This window comes from Paraburkholderia sp. SARCC-3016 (assembly GCF_031119615.1).
Lineage (GTDB): Bacteria > Pseudomonadota > Gammaproteobacteria > Burkholderiales > Burkholderiaceae > Paraburkholderia.
This window is the reverse complement of record NZ_JAVHZD010000014.1, coordinates 25297-42157: the sequence shown is the minus strand read 5'-3', so window position 1 is coordinate 42157 and position 16861 is coordinate 25297. Positions and strand designations below refer to the sequence as shown.

Annotated in this window: 12 protein-coding genes and 1 tRNA gene; 3 read left to right on the top strand and 10 right to left on the bottom strand. The window is 62.5% G+C overall.

The genetic code is table 11. The features are described 5' to 3' along the window. Positions 1–17: 17 nt before the first annotated feature. From QYH69_RS15535 to QYH69_RS15525, 3 genes are read right to left on the bottom strand one after another with little or no spacing between them, the layout of a single operon-like run. Positions 18–1256, bottom strand: a complete 1239-nt coding sequence (locus QYH69_RS15535) for an MFS transporter (protein ID WP_308832754.1) — start codon at positions 1254–1256, stop codon at positions 18–20. Positions 1257–1267: 11 nt separating this feature from the next. Next, positions 1268–2638 carry an ATP-grasp domain-containing protein gene (locus tag QYH69_RS15530; RefSeq protein WP_308832753.1) on the bottom strand — a complete coding sequence of 457 codons (1371 nt, stop codon included), beginning with the start codon at positions 2636–2638 and terminating at the stop codon, positions 1268–1270. 46 nt (positions 2639–2684) lie between these two features. Continuing rightward, entirely contained in the window at positions 2685–3470 is a 786-nt protein-coding gene (locus tag QYH69_RS15525; protein WP_308832752.1) for an iron-containing redox enzyme family protein, read from the bottom strand. A gap of 587 nt (positions 3471–4057) precedes the next feature. On the opposite strand from QYH69_RS15525, the gene QYH69_RS15520 reads away from it, so the two are divergent. Further along, a complete protein-coding gene (locus QYH69_RS15520; RefSeq protein ID WP_308832751.1) occupies positions 4058–4741 on the top strand; it encodes a DUF3800 domain-containing protein in 684 nt (227 codons plus the stop codon). A 106-nt stretch (positions 4742–4847) separates the two neighbouring features. Here QYH69_RS15520 and QYH69_RS15515 read toward each other — a convergent pair. The 3 genes from QYH69_RS15515 to QYH69_RS15505 all read right to left on the bottom strand — a co-directional run bounded on the left by QYH69_RS15515 (position 4848) and on the right by QYH69_RS15505 (position 7871). Then, positions 4848–4938: transfer RNA gene (locus QYH69_RS15515), tRNA-Ser, on the bottom strand. 198 nt (positions 4939–5136) lie between these two features. Then, positions 5137–6450: a serine--tRNA ligase gene (gene serS / locus QYH69_RS15510; protein ID WP_308832750.1), complete on the bottom strand. Its 1314-nt coding sequence runs from the start codon at positions 6448–6450 to the stop codon at positions 5137–5139. Positions 6451–6557: 107 nt separating this feature from the next. Further along, a complete protein-coding gene (locus QYH69_RS15505; RefSeq protein WP_308832749.1) occupies positions 6558–7871 on the bottom strand; it encodes a replication-associated recombination protein A in 1314 nt (437 codons plus the stop codon). Positions 7872–8125: 254 nt separating this feature from the next. Here QYH69_RS15505 and cytX point away from each other — a divergent pair, with 254 nt between their 5' ends. Then, positions 8126–9454 carry a putative hydroxymethylpyrimidine transporter CytX gene (gene cytX, locus QYH69_RS15500; protein ID WP_308832748.1) on the top strand — a complete coding sequence of 443 codons (1329 nt, stop codon included), beginning with the start codon at positions 8126–8128 and terminating at the stop codon, positions 9452–9454. A 101-nt stretch (positions 9455–9555) separates the two neighbouring features. Here the strand turns inward: cytX and QYH69_RS15495 are convergent, their stop codons facing one another. The 4 genes from QYH69_RS15495 to QYH69_RS15480 form a co-directional block, all read right to left on the bottom strand. Continuing rightward, positions 9556–10704 carry an acyltransferase gene (locus tag QYH69_RS15495; protein ID WP_308832747.1) on the bottom strand — a complete coding sequence of 383 codons (1149 nt, stop codon included), beginning with the start codon at positions 10702–10704 and terminating at the stop codon, positions 9556–9558. Positions 10705–11096: 392 nt separating this feature from the next. Next, a complete protein-coding gene (speB, locus tag QYH69_RS15490; RefSeq protein ID WP_308832746.1) occupies positions 11097–12092 on the bottom strand; it encodes an agmatinase in 996 nt (331 codons plus the stop codon). A 54-nt stretch (positions 12093–12146) separates the two neighbouring features. Beyond that, a complete protein-coding gene (gene lolA / locus QYH69_RS15485) occupies positions 12147–12911 on the bottom strand; it encodes an outer membrane lipoprotein chaperone LolA (protein ID WP_308832745.1) in 765 nt (254 codons plus the stop codon). 147 nt (positions 12912–13058) lie between these two features. Then, on the bottom strand, positions 13059–15374 hold the full coding sequence (locus QYH69_RS15480; RefSeq protein WP_308832744.1) for a DNA translocase FtsK 4TM domain-containing protein: 2316 nt from the start codon (positions 15372–15374) through the stop codon (positions 13059–13061). Positions 15375–15819: 445 nt separating this feature from the next. Here QYH69_RS15480 and trxB point away from each other — a divergent pair, with 445 nt between their 5' ends. Then, a complete protein-coding gene (trxB, locus tag QYH69_RS15475; protein WP_308832743.1) occupies positions 15820–16821 on the top strand; it encodes a thioredoxin-disulfide reductase in 1002 nt (333 codons plus the stop codon). Positions 16822–16861: the final 40 nt, after the last annotated feature.

The window sequence follows — 16861 nt, the reverse complement described above, 5'->3', positions numbered from 1 at the left end:
TGGTTGCAGGATCGCGCTCAAACGGCGCGCACCGTTTGCCGGTCACCCGACGCGATAAAAATGATGACCGTCAGATAAAGCATCATTAGCAGACCGACCACTTCGACGAAGCGGCCATCGAAGCGATCGATCAGCGCGCCGACCAGCGCCGCCTGCATGCTCGCGACAAAGCAGCCAAGCGCGAACGAAATCCCGAATACCGAGCCGAGGCGGCCCTTCGGCGCGAGCGCGACCATGCCGCTGTAACCCATCATCCACAGAAACTCGAAAACGACCACCATCGCGAGAAAAAGCGCGCCGCTCGTGACCGGACTCATGCCGCAGGCGGCGGCGATGTAGAGCAGCGCCGCGAGCGCCGACAACACGACAGTCAGTCGCCGCACCTTCACGAACGGCTGCTCGAAAAGCCGCGTTTTCCTGCAGAAGAACGAGAAGCTCGCCGAGCCCGCGACGATGCCGATGCTTGCGAGCACGTACGACATCGATACCGCGGCTGGACCGAGCCCGAAGCGCTGTATGGGAAAAATCGGCTGCAACACGCTGTAGGTTCCCTGGAAGAAGGTGGCGGTCAGCGGGGGCAACAGCGCGCAAAGGAGGAGACGCCGGTCGCCGGCAAGCACGTCGCGGTATTCGGCAAGGCGAACGAGGAGCGATGGACGCGCGCTGCGAGACGCTTCCGGGCTTGCCTCGATACAGCGCGTGAACCAGACGAGACCGGCTGCCGCAACGAAGGTCAGCGCATCGAGCAGCGCGACTGCGCGAACGTCGAGCCGATCGGCGGCGACTACGCCGGCCACAGCGGCCAAACCGATCCCACAGTGATAGCCCGACTGCAGAAATGACGCGTAGTGTGCCGCTTTGGCCTGCGGAAACAGCGAGCGCGCCGCGACGGTCTTGTTGATGCGGTTCACCTGATCGACGAGTCCGCGCACGAGCAGAACCGCGATGACCGGCCAGTAACCGGCCGAATCGGGAATCAGCGCAACGGGCACGGTCAGCGCGGCCGAGACCAGTTCGAGCCGGAACCATCGCACGCGCGGATTGACGCCGTCGTTCCAGTCGCTGCGAACGAGCACCACGAGCATCGCGGGCAGCCACTGCAACGAAACGAAGACCGACGTCATCAAGCCGGAGCCGGTCTTCGCATAGATGGATATGGCCAGTACGATATGCAGCAGCACAGACCCGGCCGATGACATGGTGAACGCCGCGGTGCCGAGCAACAGGTTGACTCTGGCGCGATCGAGCTTGATCATCGGGGCCGCCTCTAGCCGATTGGCGCGATTGGCGCGATCGTCGTTCCGGCTGCAATGAAATCGACGGCTCGCGCGGCGTTAAGCTTTGCTTCATGCCGGTCGCGCCCGACACACATCACCTGCGCGATCCAGCTGAAGTTCGAATTCACGTCAGCAACGGTGTCGCCAGGTTCGCGATGCAGCCAGACGTCGTGCACGCCCGGCTGCGATCGGATCGCATCGATCGACGGCATGGCAACGACCTTGCCGCGCGTCGGGCTGACAAAGCACTTCCATGCGGCTCCGCGGCGCGGTTGATACAGCGGTTGCCCGGCGGTGCTGGTGCGCGTGGTCGCTTCAAGGCCCGCTTCATGGCGCGCTTCAAAGCCCGCGTCATGGCCCGCTTCATGGCGCGCTGCGTCGACTACGTGAAAGTCCGAGCCAACGTCGAGCGTGCCGAGGCACAGTTCGATGCAGTCGCCGACAATCGAGCGCGACGTCGCGAGGTCCAGCATCACCGAATGGCCGCTGCCGCCGACGCGCGTGTTGACTTCGACCAGATGCGGTCCGTCACGCGTGACGATCATTTCGACGTGGCTCGCGCCGAAGTCGTAGCCGATCGCGTCGAGCGCCGCGCACGCTTTTCGCTCGACGGCTTCACGGTGAGCATCGACGAGCGGAAACGAAGCGCCGATTTCAACGGCGCCGTTCATGACATCGCGATCCGCAATACCGACGATCTGATGCCGTCCCGCGCCCGTCGTCAGGATTTCGGCGCTGACGAGTGCGCCTTCCAGATAGTCTTCGACGACGAATGCCGGCGAGATCCAGTCCTCGTCGATCTGTCGCAGCGACTGCAGGACCGAGCCAATCGCGGCTCGATCGCGGCACACCATCGCGCCGATGCTCGAATGCCCCTGCACCGGCTTTACGAAGCAGGGAAAACCGGGCGCGCCCTCCGGCTCTTCCAGCAATGCCGGCAGCAATTCGATGCTATCGATCTTCCTGCATCGAACGCTGTCCGCACCTTTCGCGAGCAGCGTTCGGCGAAAACGGTACTTGTCCTGCGCGAGTGCGATCGCGTCGGGATTCGCGCCTCGCAAGCCGAGTTCGCGACACAGACGCGCGGCGATATGCGTACGGATTTCCGCGAAAGTCAGCAATGCGTCGATCGAATCGAGCTCGCCCTCGAGCGCCTTCGACACCTGTTCGAGATCGTTCGAATTCGGCACGCGTACAACCTTGTCGACGAGATCAAGCCTTGCGAGCGCTGACGCCGGAAACCACTTCCTGAAGCGCTCGAAATTATCGGTCACCAGCACGGACCGATAGCCGCGCTGTCTGCAATACGCAATCGCATCGAGACCGCTGAAGTTCGTTTCGATAAATACGACTGTTTTCATGCACGTATCCTTTATGTTGTTGCTGATCAGGCGACGCACGGATACGTCACGCGCAGGTGCGGGAGTCCGACTCGAGCTGGATCAGGTGCGCGCACTGATCCCAGAACCGACACCAGTAGTCGATGCCCTGGTCGAACGACTGTTTGAACGCTTCGCGCTCGGACTGCGTATTGCAGAACCGCAGGAAGTTGGCTACCGAATGCCGGATATGCTCGGTCTCGTCCGCGCGATGCACCCTGAAGAACGCCGAGTCGGACAGCACTTCGCCGCAACCTTCGCTGTAGCACAAGCCATCGAACAGCGTTTCGATGTTCTCTTCCGCGATGATTTCGAAGCTCAGCAGCAAGCCGATGATGCCGGCCTCGCTATCGGTGTGCGCAAGTGTCGCGTCGAGTACGCGAATGACGTCGCGGATCGACGCGCCTGACTCACTGGCCTCGACTTTCAAGCCGATCGCATCGATCGCCTTCAGGAAAAGTCGCGAGTGGATGAACTCCTTGTTGCGGCCGCCCAGTTCGTCGTAGGCGATCTGAATCAGATGATGCTGACGCTCGGGGTCACCGCTTTGGGAAACGGCGCGAGTAAGGAACGTCGGGACATAGCGTGTGAACTCGTACCAGGCAGTCGCCAGCGTTTGCGCGGCGCCGTGCGACCGCCGATTCGACGACGCGGCTTTGATTTTTGCAAAAACGTTGCGCTTTTCAGCCTCGCTCACAAAATGCCGGGTCCAGAAGATCACTTCGGGATGGTCGTATCCATATTCCGCTTCGGGAATCAGATAGCGCCGTCCTTCAACGGCATGCTGACTTGATCGAAATTCCTGTCGACTCATGCTGAGCTTCCCTTGTTTAGGTCTTGCACCGGTCAACCTGCATGCAAGGAGCCGGGACCTCGAACAGCCCGTGTTGCCTCTGCCCGGTCCGTCAGGCTGCCGTTGAAGACTGTTGTTGCCTTTGCGGCGGTCTCGTATGTGTCCGATCGGGACACGGGCGAGAGGTTATAGGGAGGCGACAGGCGTGTATTGAAGAAAATTACCCTCGTGACAGTTGCGTCACGGCGTTTAATAGCAGCTGTGAGCCTTCGGATTACTCAATGCAATCTAAGATATATCTAAGCAAATCTAATCAATTAATCGACCTATAAGATCAAAGGAGATTTCGATCCCGGTAGAGACGGACATTTCTGAGTTACGAAGGATTGCTACGCTTCATCAATGACTTTTTTTGCACGGGACGATTGCAGTTCCTCGTGCCCGATGGCACACTGAATGTGTAGCGGCGTTGCGATTTAAATATGCCCGGGTAGCCTGCGAAAAATTGGCGCCTGCAACCGTGAGCGTACCTGTTCTGTACGTCAGGTCCGGGTATCGCACTATCCGATAGCCTCCCCTTGCGGGAGGCTATTTTTTCTTGAGACCCTATGGGCGTAACGATCTATCTCGATGAAAGTGGATGCCTGGGCTGGAGGCTGAATAAACCGTATCTGCACGGCGGCTCGAGCCAATGCTTCACACTGGCTGCTGCCGTTATTCCCGACGGCCGGGAGCCTGTACTCAGTCGGATTGTTCGTGGCCTCTACAAGAAGCGCGGGCGCGCAGCAAAAAACGAGTTGAAGTCTATCGCGCTTTCGAACGGCGAACGTGAACGCTTCGCAATGGCGCTGTGCGATGCACGTAGAAAGCATCCTGACATTCAATTCCTTGCCATTACTGTCAGAAAGAAAAGCGTGAACGATGCGTTTCGTCGCAATCCTGATGGTTTATATAACTATCTGGTCAAGTGCCTGCTTCTGGACCTGATGTGCGAATACGAGTCCGTCAGTTTTATTCCGGATGCGCGATCGATGAAGGCTGAATACAGAAACGGGCTGCACGACTACCTCGCAACGGAGCTCGCGTCGATAGGCGACACCGTGCTGCAAACAACGCCGTGGGAAAGCAAGGACAGTCTGCCGCTGCAGTTCGTCGACATTCTGGCCAGCATCGTATGGGCGCATCACGAGCATGGGACGGGTTCGGCGTATCAGATCGCGGCGCCGTGTCTGGCGGAGAGACGCCTGCTGTTCAACAACCCCACGCATGAACGAGCGGTTGAATTGTGCTGAGCGGATTCCCGTGATGGCCCAGATGAAGGGCTGGAAAAGACAAAGCCCGCAAGTCACTGACTTACGGGCTTTTGCTTTGCTTTTGCTTTGCTTTTGCGTTGATACCTGGCGGAAAGGGTGGGATTCGAACCCACGATACGGTATAACCGTATACCGGATTTCGAGTCCGGCGCATTCGACCTCTCTGCCACCTTTCCTTGGATTCTGTGGAAGCCGGAAGCGGCCTTCGCAGCGCTTCAAGCCAATACCTGAGAGCTACCGGGACGCTTCACTAGCGCTTCGCCAAGCGGGTCGCTGCTTGGCGAAGCGAAGATTATAGAACAGGTAAATTCGGTTTCCAAGCCCTTTTTACATCGCCTGCATGAGCACGATGTCATGACGGAAGACGCTGCGTATTAACCCGCCGCCCCTGCTGCTGACCGCGCCGCTTCCAGCCGTTCGACACCGCCGAGATACGGCCGCAGTGCAGCCGGCACCGTTACCGAGCCATCGGCATTCTGGAAGTTCTCCAGTACGGCGACGAGCGTGCGGCCAACCGCGAGGCCCGAGCCATTCAGGGTGTGCACGAGTTCGGGCTTGCCCTGCGCATTGCGGAAGCGCGCTTGCATCCGGCGCGCCTGGAATGCCTCGGTATTCGAGCAGCTCGAAATCTCGCGATAGGTGTTCTGCGCTGGCAGCCACACTTCGAGGTCGTAGGTCTTCGTCGCCGAGAATCCCATGTCTCCCGTGCACAGCGTAATCACGCGATACGGCAGTTCGAGCTTCTGCAAAATCGTTTCGGCATGGACGACCATCTGCTCGAGCGTGTCATACGACGTCTCCGGCGCAACGATCTGCACCATTTCGACCTTGTCGAACTGATGCTGACGAATCATCCCGCGCGTGTCGCGGCCATATGAGCCTGCCTCCGAGCGGAAGCAGGGCGAATGCGCGGTCAGTCTGATCGGCAGCGCGTTCGCGTCGACGATGCTCTCGCGCACCGTGTTGGTCAGCGAAATCTCGGACGTCGAAATCAGATATTGCGTGACCGTATTTTCGCCGCCGCCCTTTTCGACACGGAACATATCGTCTGCGAACTTCGGCAGTTGACCCGTGCCGAAGAGAATCTCCGGGTTCACGATGTAAGGCGTATAGATTTCCGTGTACCCGTGCTGCTGCGTATGCGTGTCGATCATGAACTGAGCGAGCGCACGGTGCAGCCGCGCAATCTGGCCGCGCAGCATCGTGAAGCGCGCGCCCGCGAGCTTCGCGCCGGTTTCGAAATCGAGGCCAAGCGGCGTGCCGACGTCGACATGATCCTTGACTTCGAAATCGAACTGGCGCGGCGTGCCCCAGCGGCGCACCTCGACATTGCCGGATTCGTCGTTGCCGACCGGCACGCTTTCGTGCGGCAGGTTCGGCACGCCGAGCAGCAGATCCGACAAGCGCGTCTGGATCACATCGAGCTGCACGGCGGAGGCCTTCATCTCGTCGCCGAGCCCGCTCACTTCGGCCATCACAGCCGAGGTGTCCTCGCCGCGCCCTTTCATTGCGCCGATCTGTTTGGACAGACTGTTGCGGCGCGCCTGCAATTCTTCGGTGCGGGTCTGGATAGCGCGGCGTTCCGCTTCGAGCGCGGTGAACGCTGCGACGTCGAGGGTATAGCCGCGATCGGCGAGACGTTTCGCAACGCCGTCGAGATCTTTGCGCAGCAACTGGATGTCGAGCATGACGAGGGGGGAAATTCGTTGTGTGAAGCTGCGATTCTAGCGCACCGGCGTCTGGATCCGGTGCGCGTCCGGTGCGCGCGAGCAGCGCCGGCCGCCCTGTGCGGGGCTCAGCTCTTTTTCGGCTTGTGCTCGCTACGCCACGCGTCGTCGAGTTCCGCGAGCCGGGCGAGCTTCTCGCCGATCCGGCCTTCCAGGCCGCGCGGCGTCGGCCGGTACCAGTGCGGCTCGCGCATGCCGTCGGGAAGATACGTTTCGCCGGCCGCATACGCATCCGGCTCGTCGTGCGCATAGCGATACTCGTGACCGTAGCCGAGTTTCTTCATCAGCTTCGTCGGGGCGTTGCGCAAGTGCACCGGCACCGCGCGCGACTGGTCCTTGCCGACGAATGCGCGCGCCTCGTTGTACGCCATATAGCCCGCATTCGACTTCGGCGCGACAGCCATGTAGATGATCGCCTGCGCGAGCGCGAGCTCTCCCTCGGGTGTGCCGAGGCGCTCGTAGGTCTCGGCCGCGTCGAGCGCGATGCGCCCGGCGCGCGGGTCGGCGAGGCCGATGTCTTCCCACGCCATCCGCACGATGCGGCGCGCGAGATAGCGCGGGTCGGCGCCGCCGTCGAGCATCCGGCAGAACCAGTACAGCGCGCCGTCCGGGTTGCTGCCGCGCACCGACTTGTGCAGCGCGCTGATCTGATCGTAGAACGCATCGCCGCCTTTATCGAAGCGGCGCAGGTTTTCTGCGAGCGCGCTGCCGAGCAGTGCGCCGTCGATGTCCGTGGTCTTCTGCTGCGCCGCTGCGCGCGCGACAATCTCGAGGTTGTTCAGCAGCTTGCGCCCGTCGCCGTCGGCGGAACCGATCAGCGCGTCGCGCGCTTCGTCCGTGAACGTGAGGCCGCCCAGCTCATGCTGTGCGCGCTCGAGCAGTTCGCGCAATTCGTCGGCATCGAGGCTCTTCAGCACGTACACCGCGGCACGCGACAGCAGCGCGCTGTTCACCTCGAACGACGGATTCTCGGTCGTCGCGCCGACGAACACGAAGAGGCCCGATTCGACATGCGGCAAGAACGCATCCTGCTGGCTCTTGTTGAAGCGATGCACTTCATCGACGAACACGAGCGTCTGCCGCCCGTGCGCGCGATGCACCTGCGCGGTCTCGACGGCCTCGCGAATATCCTTGACGCCCGACAGGACGGCGGACAGTGCAATGAATTCCGCGTGAAATGCGTCGGCCATCAGCCGCGCGAGCGTCGTCTTGCCGACGCCAGGCGGCCCCCAGAGAATCATCGAATGCGCTTCGCCGGACTCGAATGCGACGCGCAGCGGCTTGTTCGGTCCGAGCAGATGCTTCTGGCCGATCACTTCATCGATGGTGCGAGGCCGCAAGCGCTCGGCAAGCGGAACATTGGCACGGGTTTCTTCGAACATGATGTTTGGGATAATCTCGGCTGTTTCGGCGCAAACTGACGTGCAGGGCCGCAACGCACGCTTGCGGAACGCTACGGGTTCGCCGACATGATCGAGCATTATGACAGCCGTCGCGTCACGGCGATGGCGCGACGGTTTGCAGTGCGACTCCATCGCTGCAATAGGCCGCGGCCGAATCTCAGCTGACTCGCGACTGAATTGCAGCCAAGCGCAGATCAAACTCATACAAACAAAGACAAGGAGGATCGACACCCATGGCTCAAGACCCGGCCCAGGACCCGCTCGCCGAGAACGCCGGCTCCGCCTACGCCCCGCTTTCACCGGTGCCCGAGGCGCGCCGCGCGTTTCGCGCCGGCGACGCATTCGCGCTGTGGTTCTCGCTCGGCATCGGCCTGCTCGTTGCGCAGGCCGGCGCCCTGCTCGTGCCCGGCCTGTCGTTGCCGCATGCGCTCGCGGTCATCGCGATCGGCACTGCGATCGGCGTCGTGCTGCTCGCGCTGGCCGGTGTCGTCGGTACCGATACGGGTCTCGCGGCGATGTCGTCGTTGCGGCCGACGCTCGGCGTGCGCGGCGCGTCGGTGCCTGCCGTGCTGAACGCGGTCCAGCTGGTCGGTTGGGGGTCGTTCGAAGTCATCGTGATGCGCGATTCCGCGGATGCGCTCGCAAAACAGGCGTTCGGCCTGTCGATGCCGCTCTTGTGGACCGTCATCTTCGGCGTGCTGGCCACGCTGCTCGCGATCAGCGGCCCGTTATCGTTCGTACGGCGTTTTCTGCGCAGCTGGGGCATCTGGCTGCTGCTCGCGGGCGCCGGCTGGCTCACATGGGCAGTGCTCGCGAAACACGATATCGGCGCGCTGCTGCATCGCGCCGGTACCGGCGAAATGCCGGCGGGCGTCGCGCTCGACCTCGTCGTCGCGATGCCGCTGTCGTGGCTGCCGCTGATCGCCGACTACACGCGTTTCGGCCGGCGCGCCGGCGAGACGTTTCGCGGCACGCTGCTCGGCTACGGCATTGCGAACGTCTGGTTCTATGCGTTGGGCGCCATCTACGGGCTCACGGCAGGCGGCAGCGACGCGCTGCTGACCACCGCGCTTGCGCAGGCGGGCGGCGGTCTCGCGTTGCTGCTCGTGCTCATCGACGAAATCGACAACGCATTCGCCGACATTCACTCGGCCGCGGTGTCGACCGGCACGTTCTGGACGCGCTCGCGCGTGCCGTGGCTGTCCGCGGCGTTCGGTGCGCTATGCACGCTGATAGCCCTGGCCGTGCCGATGGCGAAGTACCAGAATTTTCTGCTGCTGATCGGCTCGGTGTTCGCGCCGCTCTTCGGCGTCGTGCTCGTCGACCACTTCATCGTGCGCAAGCGCCGTGTCGACGCAGCCGCGCTCGCCGACCCGCAGGGCCGCTACGGTTACTCCGCGGGCTGGCACGTGAGCGCCTTCGTCGCATGGGCGATCGGCATCGCCGCCTACCAGGCGATCAACCAGTGGCTGCCGGATCTCGGCGCGACGCTGCCTGCGCTTGCGATCGGTGCCTTGTGCTATCTCGCGTTCGTGTCGACGCGCCGGCGGGCCTTCGCGTAGCTGGCAAGATGCGCGGCACCCGGCTGCAATTTGCTGCTAACCGTTCGGCAGCCGCCCTTTGCGGCGGCCGCGACAAACCCGCTCCCTCGGGGGCGGGCCGATCAATACGTCTGATTCGCGCTCGCTGCACCTGCATTTCTACGCGCGGTCAGGAACTGGCCGAGCATGATCGTGCGGCGCTCGATCAGCAGATACATGGCGGTGGCGACCGGAATCTCGAGCGCGGCCGCTATCAGAATGGAGCGCCACATCGTGCTCGCGGACGGCATCAGATGAATCACCGTCAGCAGCACGATCGTATGCGTGAGGTACAGGCTGTATGAAATCTGGCCCAGAAACGCGAACGGCCGCGCCTCGAGTAGCGTGGCAAAGCGCGCCGATACGAGCGACGTGCAGATCAGTCCAGCAGAACCCGCGGTAACGAGCCAGTCGTACAGATACTGACCAGCCGGACCGAGCTTCATCGAGAGCGCCCCGCGCGACAGGAAATACAGCAACGCCGAGATCACCAGCACCGGGCGCAAGCGGCCTTTCTTCATCAGCCATTGGCGCCATGCCGTGCGATGCACGGCCAGCACCGCGCCGACGACAAACATGCCGGCGTAGTGCAGCGTCATGGGCCAGTCGCCGCCGAAATTCGCGCCTTGCGGATCGTCGCCTTCGAGCAGGATGAGCATGAACGAGACGATCGAGACGCAGAGCGCGACCACGATCGAAGTGCGCGCCGATACCCGTGCGACCCACGCGACCACGAACGGCATGACGATCGAAATCCGCAGTTCGTAGATCAGCGTCCAGATAACGGGAATCATCTGGCCGGCGCGATATTTCCCGATAAAGAGCAGATGGTCGGCGATCTCCGTGCCGGTAAACGGGCCGCTCCATACTTCGTTGCCCCAGCCGCCCAACCATTTGATTGGCTTCACTTCGAGCGCATTCACGATCGAGAAGGTCACGACCAGCACGACCAGATACGGCAAATAAATCCGGCAAATTCGTTTGACCAGGAAATCTTTATACGAAATACTTCGGCCTGAGCGCAGTTGCAATGTCAAAACGAATCCGCTCAGTATAAAAAAGAGAATAACTGCCTGATGGCCCAGTGAGTTGACACGAAAAGGTGACTGGGAAGCCCACTCGAGCGGGCCTACCAGGGCAAAATGACTGATCACCACCGACAGCGCGGCGACGCCGCGTAGCGCATCGAGCTGATGGTAATGCTGTCGATTGGAAACACTCGGTTCTGTCATCCGTTGAATACCCGCGGCGAAGAACAGGCAAATAGGCATGCGAAAGGCGCGCTCGCAAGCGCGCCCATCGTCAAGGGGTTTTCAGTACCCGCCTGCTCAGGTGTTCATGATTGATATGTTTAATTCTGACAGCAGTCGGCGGGAAGGATTGAATAACTTTCTAATACTTTTAGTTTTTTATATTTTTGTCGCAGGTTATTACGTGCGAAGGATCGCTCTTTGCGACGATTGCCGGTTAAGCCGCGCTGGTATTATTTCGGGTAAGTTTTACCCTCTAGTACGTTCGATACCGGCAGTCCACCGTTTAAACATTGCACGTTACGATATTTGTAGCGATTATGGTGCCGTCGTTCAAACAATACTTGCATTTCATGCAAGCTCAGACCGGCCCGTCAACGCGCCCGTACCGCTCGATACTGGACACCCGGCAGCACGCAAAGCAGTTCGAAAGCGAGGTTCGCACCGAGCAGCGCGGTCGTGCCGAATGGATCGTAGGGCGGCGCGACTTCGACGAGATCCGCGCCGATCACATTGAGCCCGTGGACGCCGCGAATGATCTCGAGCGCCTGAGGCACGGTAAGTCCCGCGATTTCCGGCGTGCCGGTGCCGGGTGCAAAAGCCGGGTCGATCCCGTCGATATCGAAAGTGATATACACGGGTGCAGTGCCGATCCGTTCGCGCACGCGCGCCATTAGGGGCGCAAGCGAATGGTTCCAGCACGCTTCCGCCTGCACCACTTCGAAGCCCTGGTCGCGGCACCAGTCGAAGTCTTCGGCCGCGTAGCCGGTGCCGCGCAGTCCGATCTGCACGACGCGTTCGCAGTCGAGCAGCCCCTCTTCGACCGCGCGCCTGAACGGCGTGCCGTGCGCGATCTTCTCGCCCATCATCGTGTCGTTGACGTCCGCATGCGCGTCGACGTGGATCAGCGCGACCTTGCCGTGCCGCCGGTGCATCGCGCGCAGGATCGGCAGCGCAATCGTATGGTCGCCGCCGAGCGTGATCGGCTTCGCGCCGTGCGCGAGGATCTCGTCATAGGCGGTTTCGATGCGTGCGATCGAATCGTGGAGGTTATACGGGTTGATCGCGACGTCGCCGATGTCGGCAACGCGCAGCGAATCGAACGGCGCGGCGCGCGTGGCCATGTTGTACGGTCGCAGCAGCACCGATTCGCTGCGGATCTGGCGCGGTCCAAAACGCGCACCGGTGCGGTTCGACGTGCCGAGGTCGAACGGCACGCCGACAAAGCATGCGTCGAGCCCTTCCGGAGAGCCCGCATTGGGCAAACGCATCATCGTGGTAATGCCGCCGCAGCGCGGCATGACGTTGCCCGATAGCGGCTGCGGGCGCTCGGACGACAGGTCCGGGGAGACAAAGGACGACTTGTTCATCGCGGTTCACCGGTCAGAGGTGGGGGATGAATCCGGTCGCCGCAGCCGGCAAGCCTAGCCGTTGATCACGTCCGCCCCCTTCGGCACCGTGAACTTGAACGCATCGGCTGGCAGCGATGGATTCTTCTGAATATTCGAGAACTTCAGCAGCGTCACATTTCCGAACACGTCATGCAGTTCCATCGCTTCGAGGCTGCCGTCGCGAAAGCCGATGCCGATGCGCTGGAACTGCGTGTCTTTTGATTTTGGCACCAGTTCGAGCCAGTCGATACCCGCTTTCACCCCAGCATCCTTCAACGTAAAGTTCTGCTCGAGATCGTTGCTCCCGAAAAGGATCGCCGCCGGACTTGCGCCAAGCGCGCCGCCGAGCGCGCGCACGGTGACCTGGTTCAGGTCCTTGTCGTAGACGTACAGCTTGTCGCCGTCGGCCTGCAGAAGCTGCTCGTACGGCTTCTGATACTGCCAGATGAACTTGCCGGGCCGCGCGAACGAGAATGTGCCGCTCGACACCGTATTGCCCCTCATGCCCTGCGTCGACAGGGTGCCGCTAGCGCCCTTGGCGTTACCCGGCACATGGATTTCGGTCTGCACGAAGTCGCCGCGCGCCGCATGGACCTGCGAGATGAACTGCTTCAACTGGTCCGTGCCGCTCGCGAACGCGGGCGACGCGACGAAAAGCGTCGCGCAAGCCGCCATGCAAGTCACGACGCGGGCGAGGCGGGCGACACGACCGACGCGCCGCGCAAGCGCATGCGCGAAGCTGCTGCGAACGCGGGAATCACCGAAGCGGGCGTCAAGCCCGCCGACGTAATGCTGCATCGATTTCTCTCCGTGGAAAAAACAGGAAGCGCGACGCGCGCTGCTGACGAGGCCTGCGAATCGACAACGACGGCGACAACGACGACCACAACGACGGCGACAACGGCCGGCCGCCGCGCAGACGAACGGGCGACGCTCAAGCCGCGTTCATTCGGCCTCGCGCGCCGGCACAAGAATTTCGCGGTTGCCGTTCGACGACATCGCCGATACGAGCCCCGATTGCTCCATCTGTTCGAGCAGCCGCGCCGCACGGTTATAGCCGATGCGCAGATGCCGCTGCACGAGCGAAATGGACGCGCGGCGATTCTTGATGACGATTTCGACCGCCTGATCGTAAAGAGGATCCGCTTCACCGCCGCCCGCGCCGCCGCCGGCGCCTTCGGCCGAGCCTTCATCACCTTCACCCGCCACGCCGCCTTCGAGAATGCCCTCGATATAGTTCGGCTCGCCCTGCTCCTTGAGCTTGTCGACGACACGATGCACTTCGTCGTCGGACACGAACGCGCCGTGCACGCGAATCGGCAGGCCGGTGCCCGGCGGCAGATAAAGCATGTCGCCCATGCCGAGCAGCGATTCGGCGCCCTGCTGGTCGAGAATCGTGCGCGAGTCGATTTTCGACGACACCTGGAATGCCATCCGCGTCGGCACGTTGGCCTTGATCAGGCCCGTGATCACGTCGACCGACGGACGCTGCGTCGCGAGGATCAAATGGATGCCGGCGGCCCGCGCCTTCTGCGCGATACGCGCGATCAGCTCCTCGACCTTCTTGCCGACCACCATCATCAGGTCGGCGAGTTCGTCGATGACGACGACGATATTCGGCAGCCGCGACAGCGGTTCCGGCTCGTCGGGCGTCAGGCTGAACGGATTCGGGATCTTTTCTTCGCGCTTCGTCGCTTCGTCGATCTTGTTGTTGTAGCCCGCGAGGTTGCGCACGCCGAGCTTGCTCATCAGCTTGTAGCGGCGCTCCATTTCGGCGACGGTCCAGTTGAGCGCGTGCCCCGCCTGGCGCATGTCGGTGACGACCGGACACAGCAGATGCGGAATGCCTTCGTAGACGCTCATTTCAAGCATCTTCGGGTCGATCAGGATCATGCGGACCTGGTCGGCGCTCGCCTTGTACAGCAGCGAAAGAATCATCGCGTTGATGCCGACCGACTTGCCCGAGCCGGTCGTGCCGGCGACGAGCAGGTGCGGCATCTTCGCGAGATCGGCGCAGACCGGGTTGCCGCCGATGTCCTTACCGAGGCCCATGGTAAGCGGCGAGGCCGCGTCCGCATAGACGGCCGAGCCGAGAATTTCGGACAGACGCACCGTTTGGCGGCGCTGGTTCGGCAACTCGAGCGCCATGAAGTTCTTGCCCGGGATCGTCTCGACCACGCGGATCGACACGAGCGAAAGCGAGCGCGCGAGGTCTTTCGCGAGATTGACGATCTGGCTGCCCTTCACGCCAGTGGCAGGCTCGATTTCATAGCGCGTGACGACCGGTCCCGGATACGCGGCCACCACGCTGACGTCGACGCCGAAATCCTTGAGCTTCTTCTCGATCAGGCGCGACGTGAACTCGAGCGTGTCGGCCGAAATGGTTTCCTGGGCGGCGGGCGCCGGGTCGAGCAGCGCGATCGGCGGCAGCGTCGAATCGCCGGGCAGGTCGGTGAAGAGCGGCACCTGCCGTTCCTTTTCGACCCGCGCGGACTTCTCGGGCGTCACGACGGGCGGCACGATCGTGACCGGCTCGTGCTCCTCGATCTTCACGCGGCTCTGCTCGACCTTGCCCTCGCGCTTCACCGCGGCGGCCTCGCCGGCCTTGCGGTCGCGCACCGCCTCGCGGCGCAGCTTCGCGAGCGTGACCGCGGAAATGATCGATTCGCCGACGCGCTCGGCCACCGAAAGCCACGAAAAGCGGAAATAGAGCGACAGCCCGATTGCAAGCACGAGCAGCAGCGCGAGCGTGCCACCGGTGAAGCCGAGCGCATGCGACACCGCGCGCGCCACCGCTTCGCCGACCACGCCGCCTGGCGCACGCGGCAGTTGCACCTTCAGCGACCACATGCGCATTGCTTCGATGCCGTCGCACGCGAGCAGCACGAGCACGAATGCGCCCGCTTCGGCGAGCCATGTGTGATCGCGCGGCGCGTCTTCGTCGACCGATTCGTTGCGGGTGATGCGGCGGTAGTTCGCCGAGATGCGCCGCGCGAGCAGTACGACCCACCAGTACGCAGACAGGCCGAACAGCAGCAGCAGGATGTCGGAAGTCCAGGCGCCGACGCGGCCGGCCCAGTTCGCAATACGGTCGACCTGCGCCGCATGGGTCCAGCTCGGATCGTGCCGGCTGTAGCTGACGAGCGCCATCAGCAGGAAGACGCCGAGCGCGACCTGCAGAATCCAGCGGATTTCGGTGAAGAGGCGCGACATGCGGTGCGGCAATGCCTGCGCGTTCGCGGAATAGGTAGCTTTTGCCATTGATCCTTAGCGTGTGCGACCGGCGCCCGGGGTGCCGCGCTCAGGGCATGCGCTCAGGGCACGCGCTCGAGTCCCCGCTCGTCGAGTTCCCGCTTCGCCCTGTCAGGCCGCGTGCCCTGCGGCTCGGGCCGCCGGTCGTTGATCGAGGGCTATTGTAAACGCACTGCCCGGCGCAAGGCTGTAAGTGACGGTAACGGACAACACCCTTGTACCGCGTTCGTGCCGTTTTTACCCGCCGTGTGCCCGCTTTATGTCGTTGCGCATCGCATCGCCGCACAAAACAGCGCTTTCGCAGGCCCGCGGCGCTATCGTCGCGATTGCAAAGCGCGATGAGGCGGGCAGACCTGGCGACCTTTATAATGCCGGTTTGGTTCCTATCTACTGCGCAACAGTGCTGATACCGGCCTTGCACCCGCGGGCCGAACGCTTTTTACGGATTTCGATCATGCCAGCATCCACGACAAAACATGCAAAGGTCCTGATTCTCGGTTCCGGCCCGGCCGGCTACACGGCGGCGGTCTACGCGGCGCGGGCCAATCTGTCGCCGGTGCTCGTCACGGGTCTTGCGCAGGGCGGCCAGCTCATGACCACGACCGACGTCGAGAACTGGCCGGCCGATCCGAACGGCGTGCAGGGTCCGGAGCTCATGCAGCGCTTCCTCGAACACGCCGAGCGCTTCAACACCGAGATCATCTTCGATCATATCCACACCGCGAAGCTCAATGAAAAGCCGATCCGGCTGATCGGCGATTCGGGCGAATACACGTGCGATGCGCTGATCATCGCGACGGGCGCGTCGGCGCAGTATCTCGGTCTGCCGTCCGAGGAGCTGTTCATGGGCCGCGGCGTGTCCGCGTGCGCGACGTGCGACGGGTTCTTCTACAAGCAGCAGCACGTGGCCGTGGTCGGCGGCGGCAACACGGCGGTCGAAGAAGCGCTGTACCTCGCCGGCATCGCGAACAAGGTCACCGTCATTCACCGCCGCGACAAGTTCCGCGCCGAGCCGATCCTGATCGACCGCCTGCTCGAGAAGGAGAAGGAAGGCGTCGTCGAAATCAAATGGAACCATGTGCTCGACGAGGTGAAGGGCAACGACGGCGGCGTCAACGCCGTCCGCATCAGGCACGCGCAAACAGGCGAGACGACCGATATCGAACTGCAAGGCCTCTTCGTGGCGATCGGCCACAAGCCGAACACCGACATCTTCGAAGGGCAGCTCGAGATGAAGAACGGCTACATCATCACGAAGTGCGGGCTGCAGGGCAACGCCACCGCGACGAGTGTGCCGGGCGTGTTCGCTGCCGGCGACGTGCAGGACCACGTCTATCGTCAGGCGATCACGAGCGCGGGCACCGGCTGCATGGCCGCGCTCGACGCGCAACGCTATCTCGAGAGCATTCACGAGTCGATCGGCGAGCGCGCCATGAGCGCGGAAGCGGAACGGTAAAAGGCCGGCACCGCCGATCGCACCGCTACGAAGGGCCGCT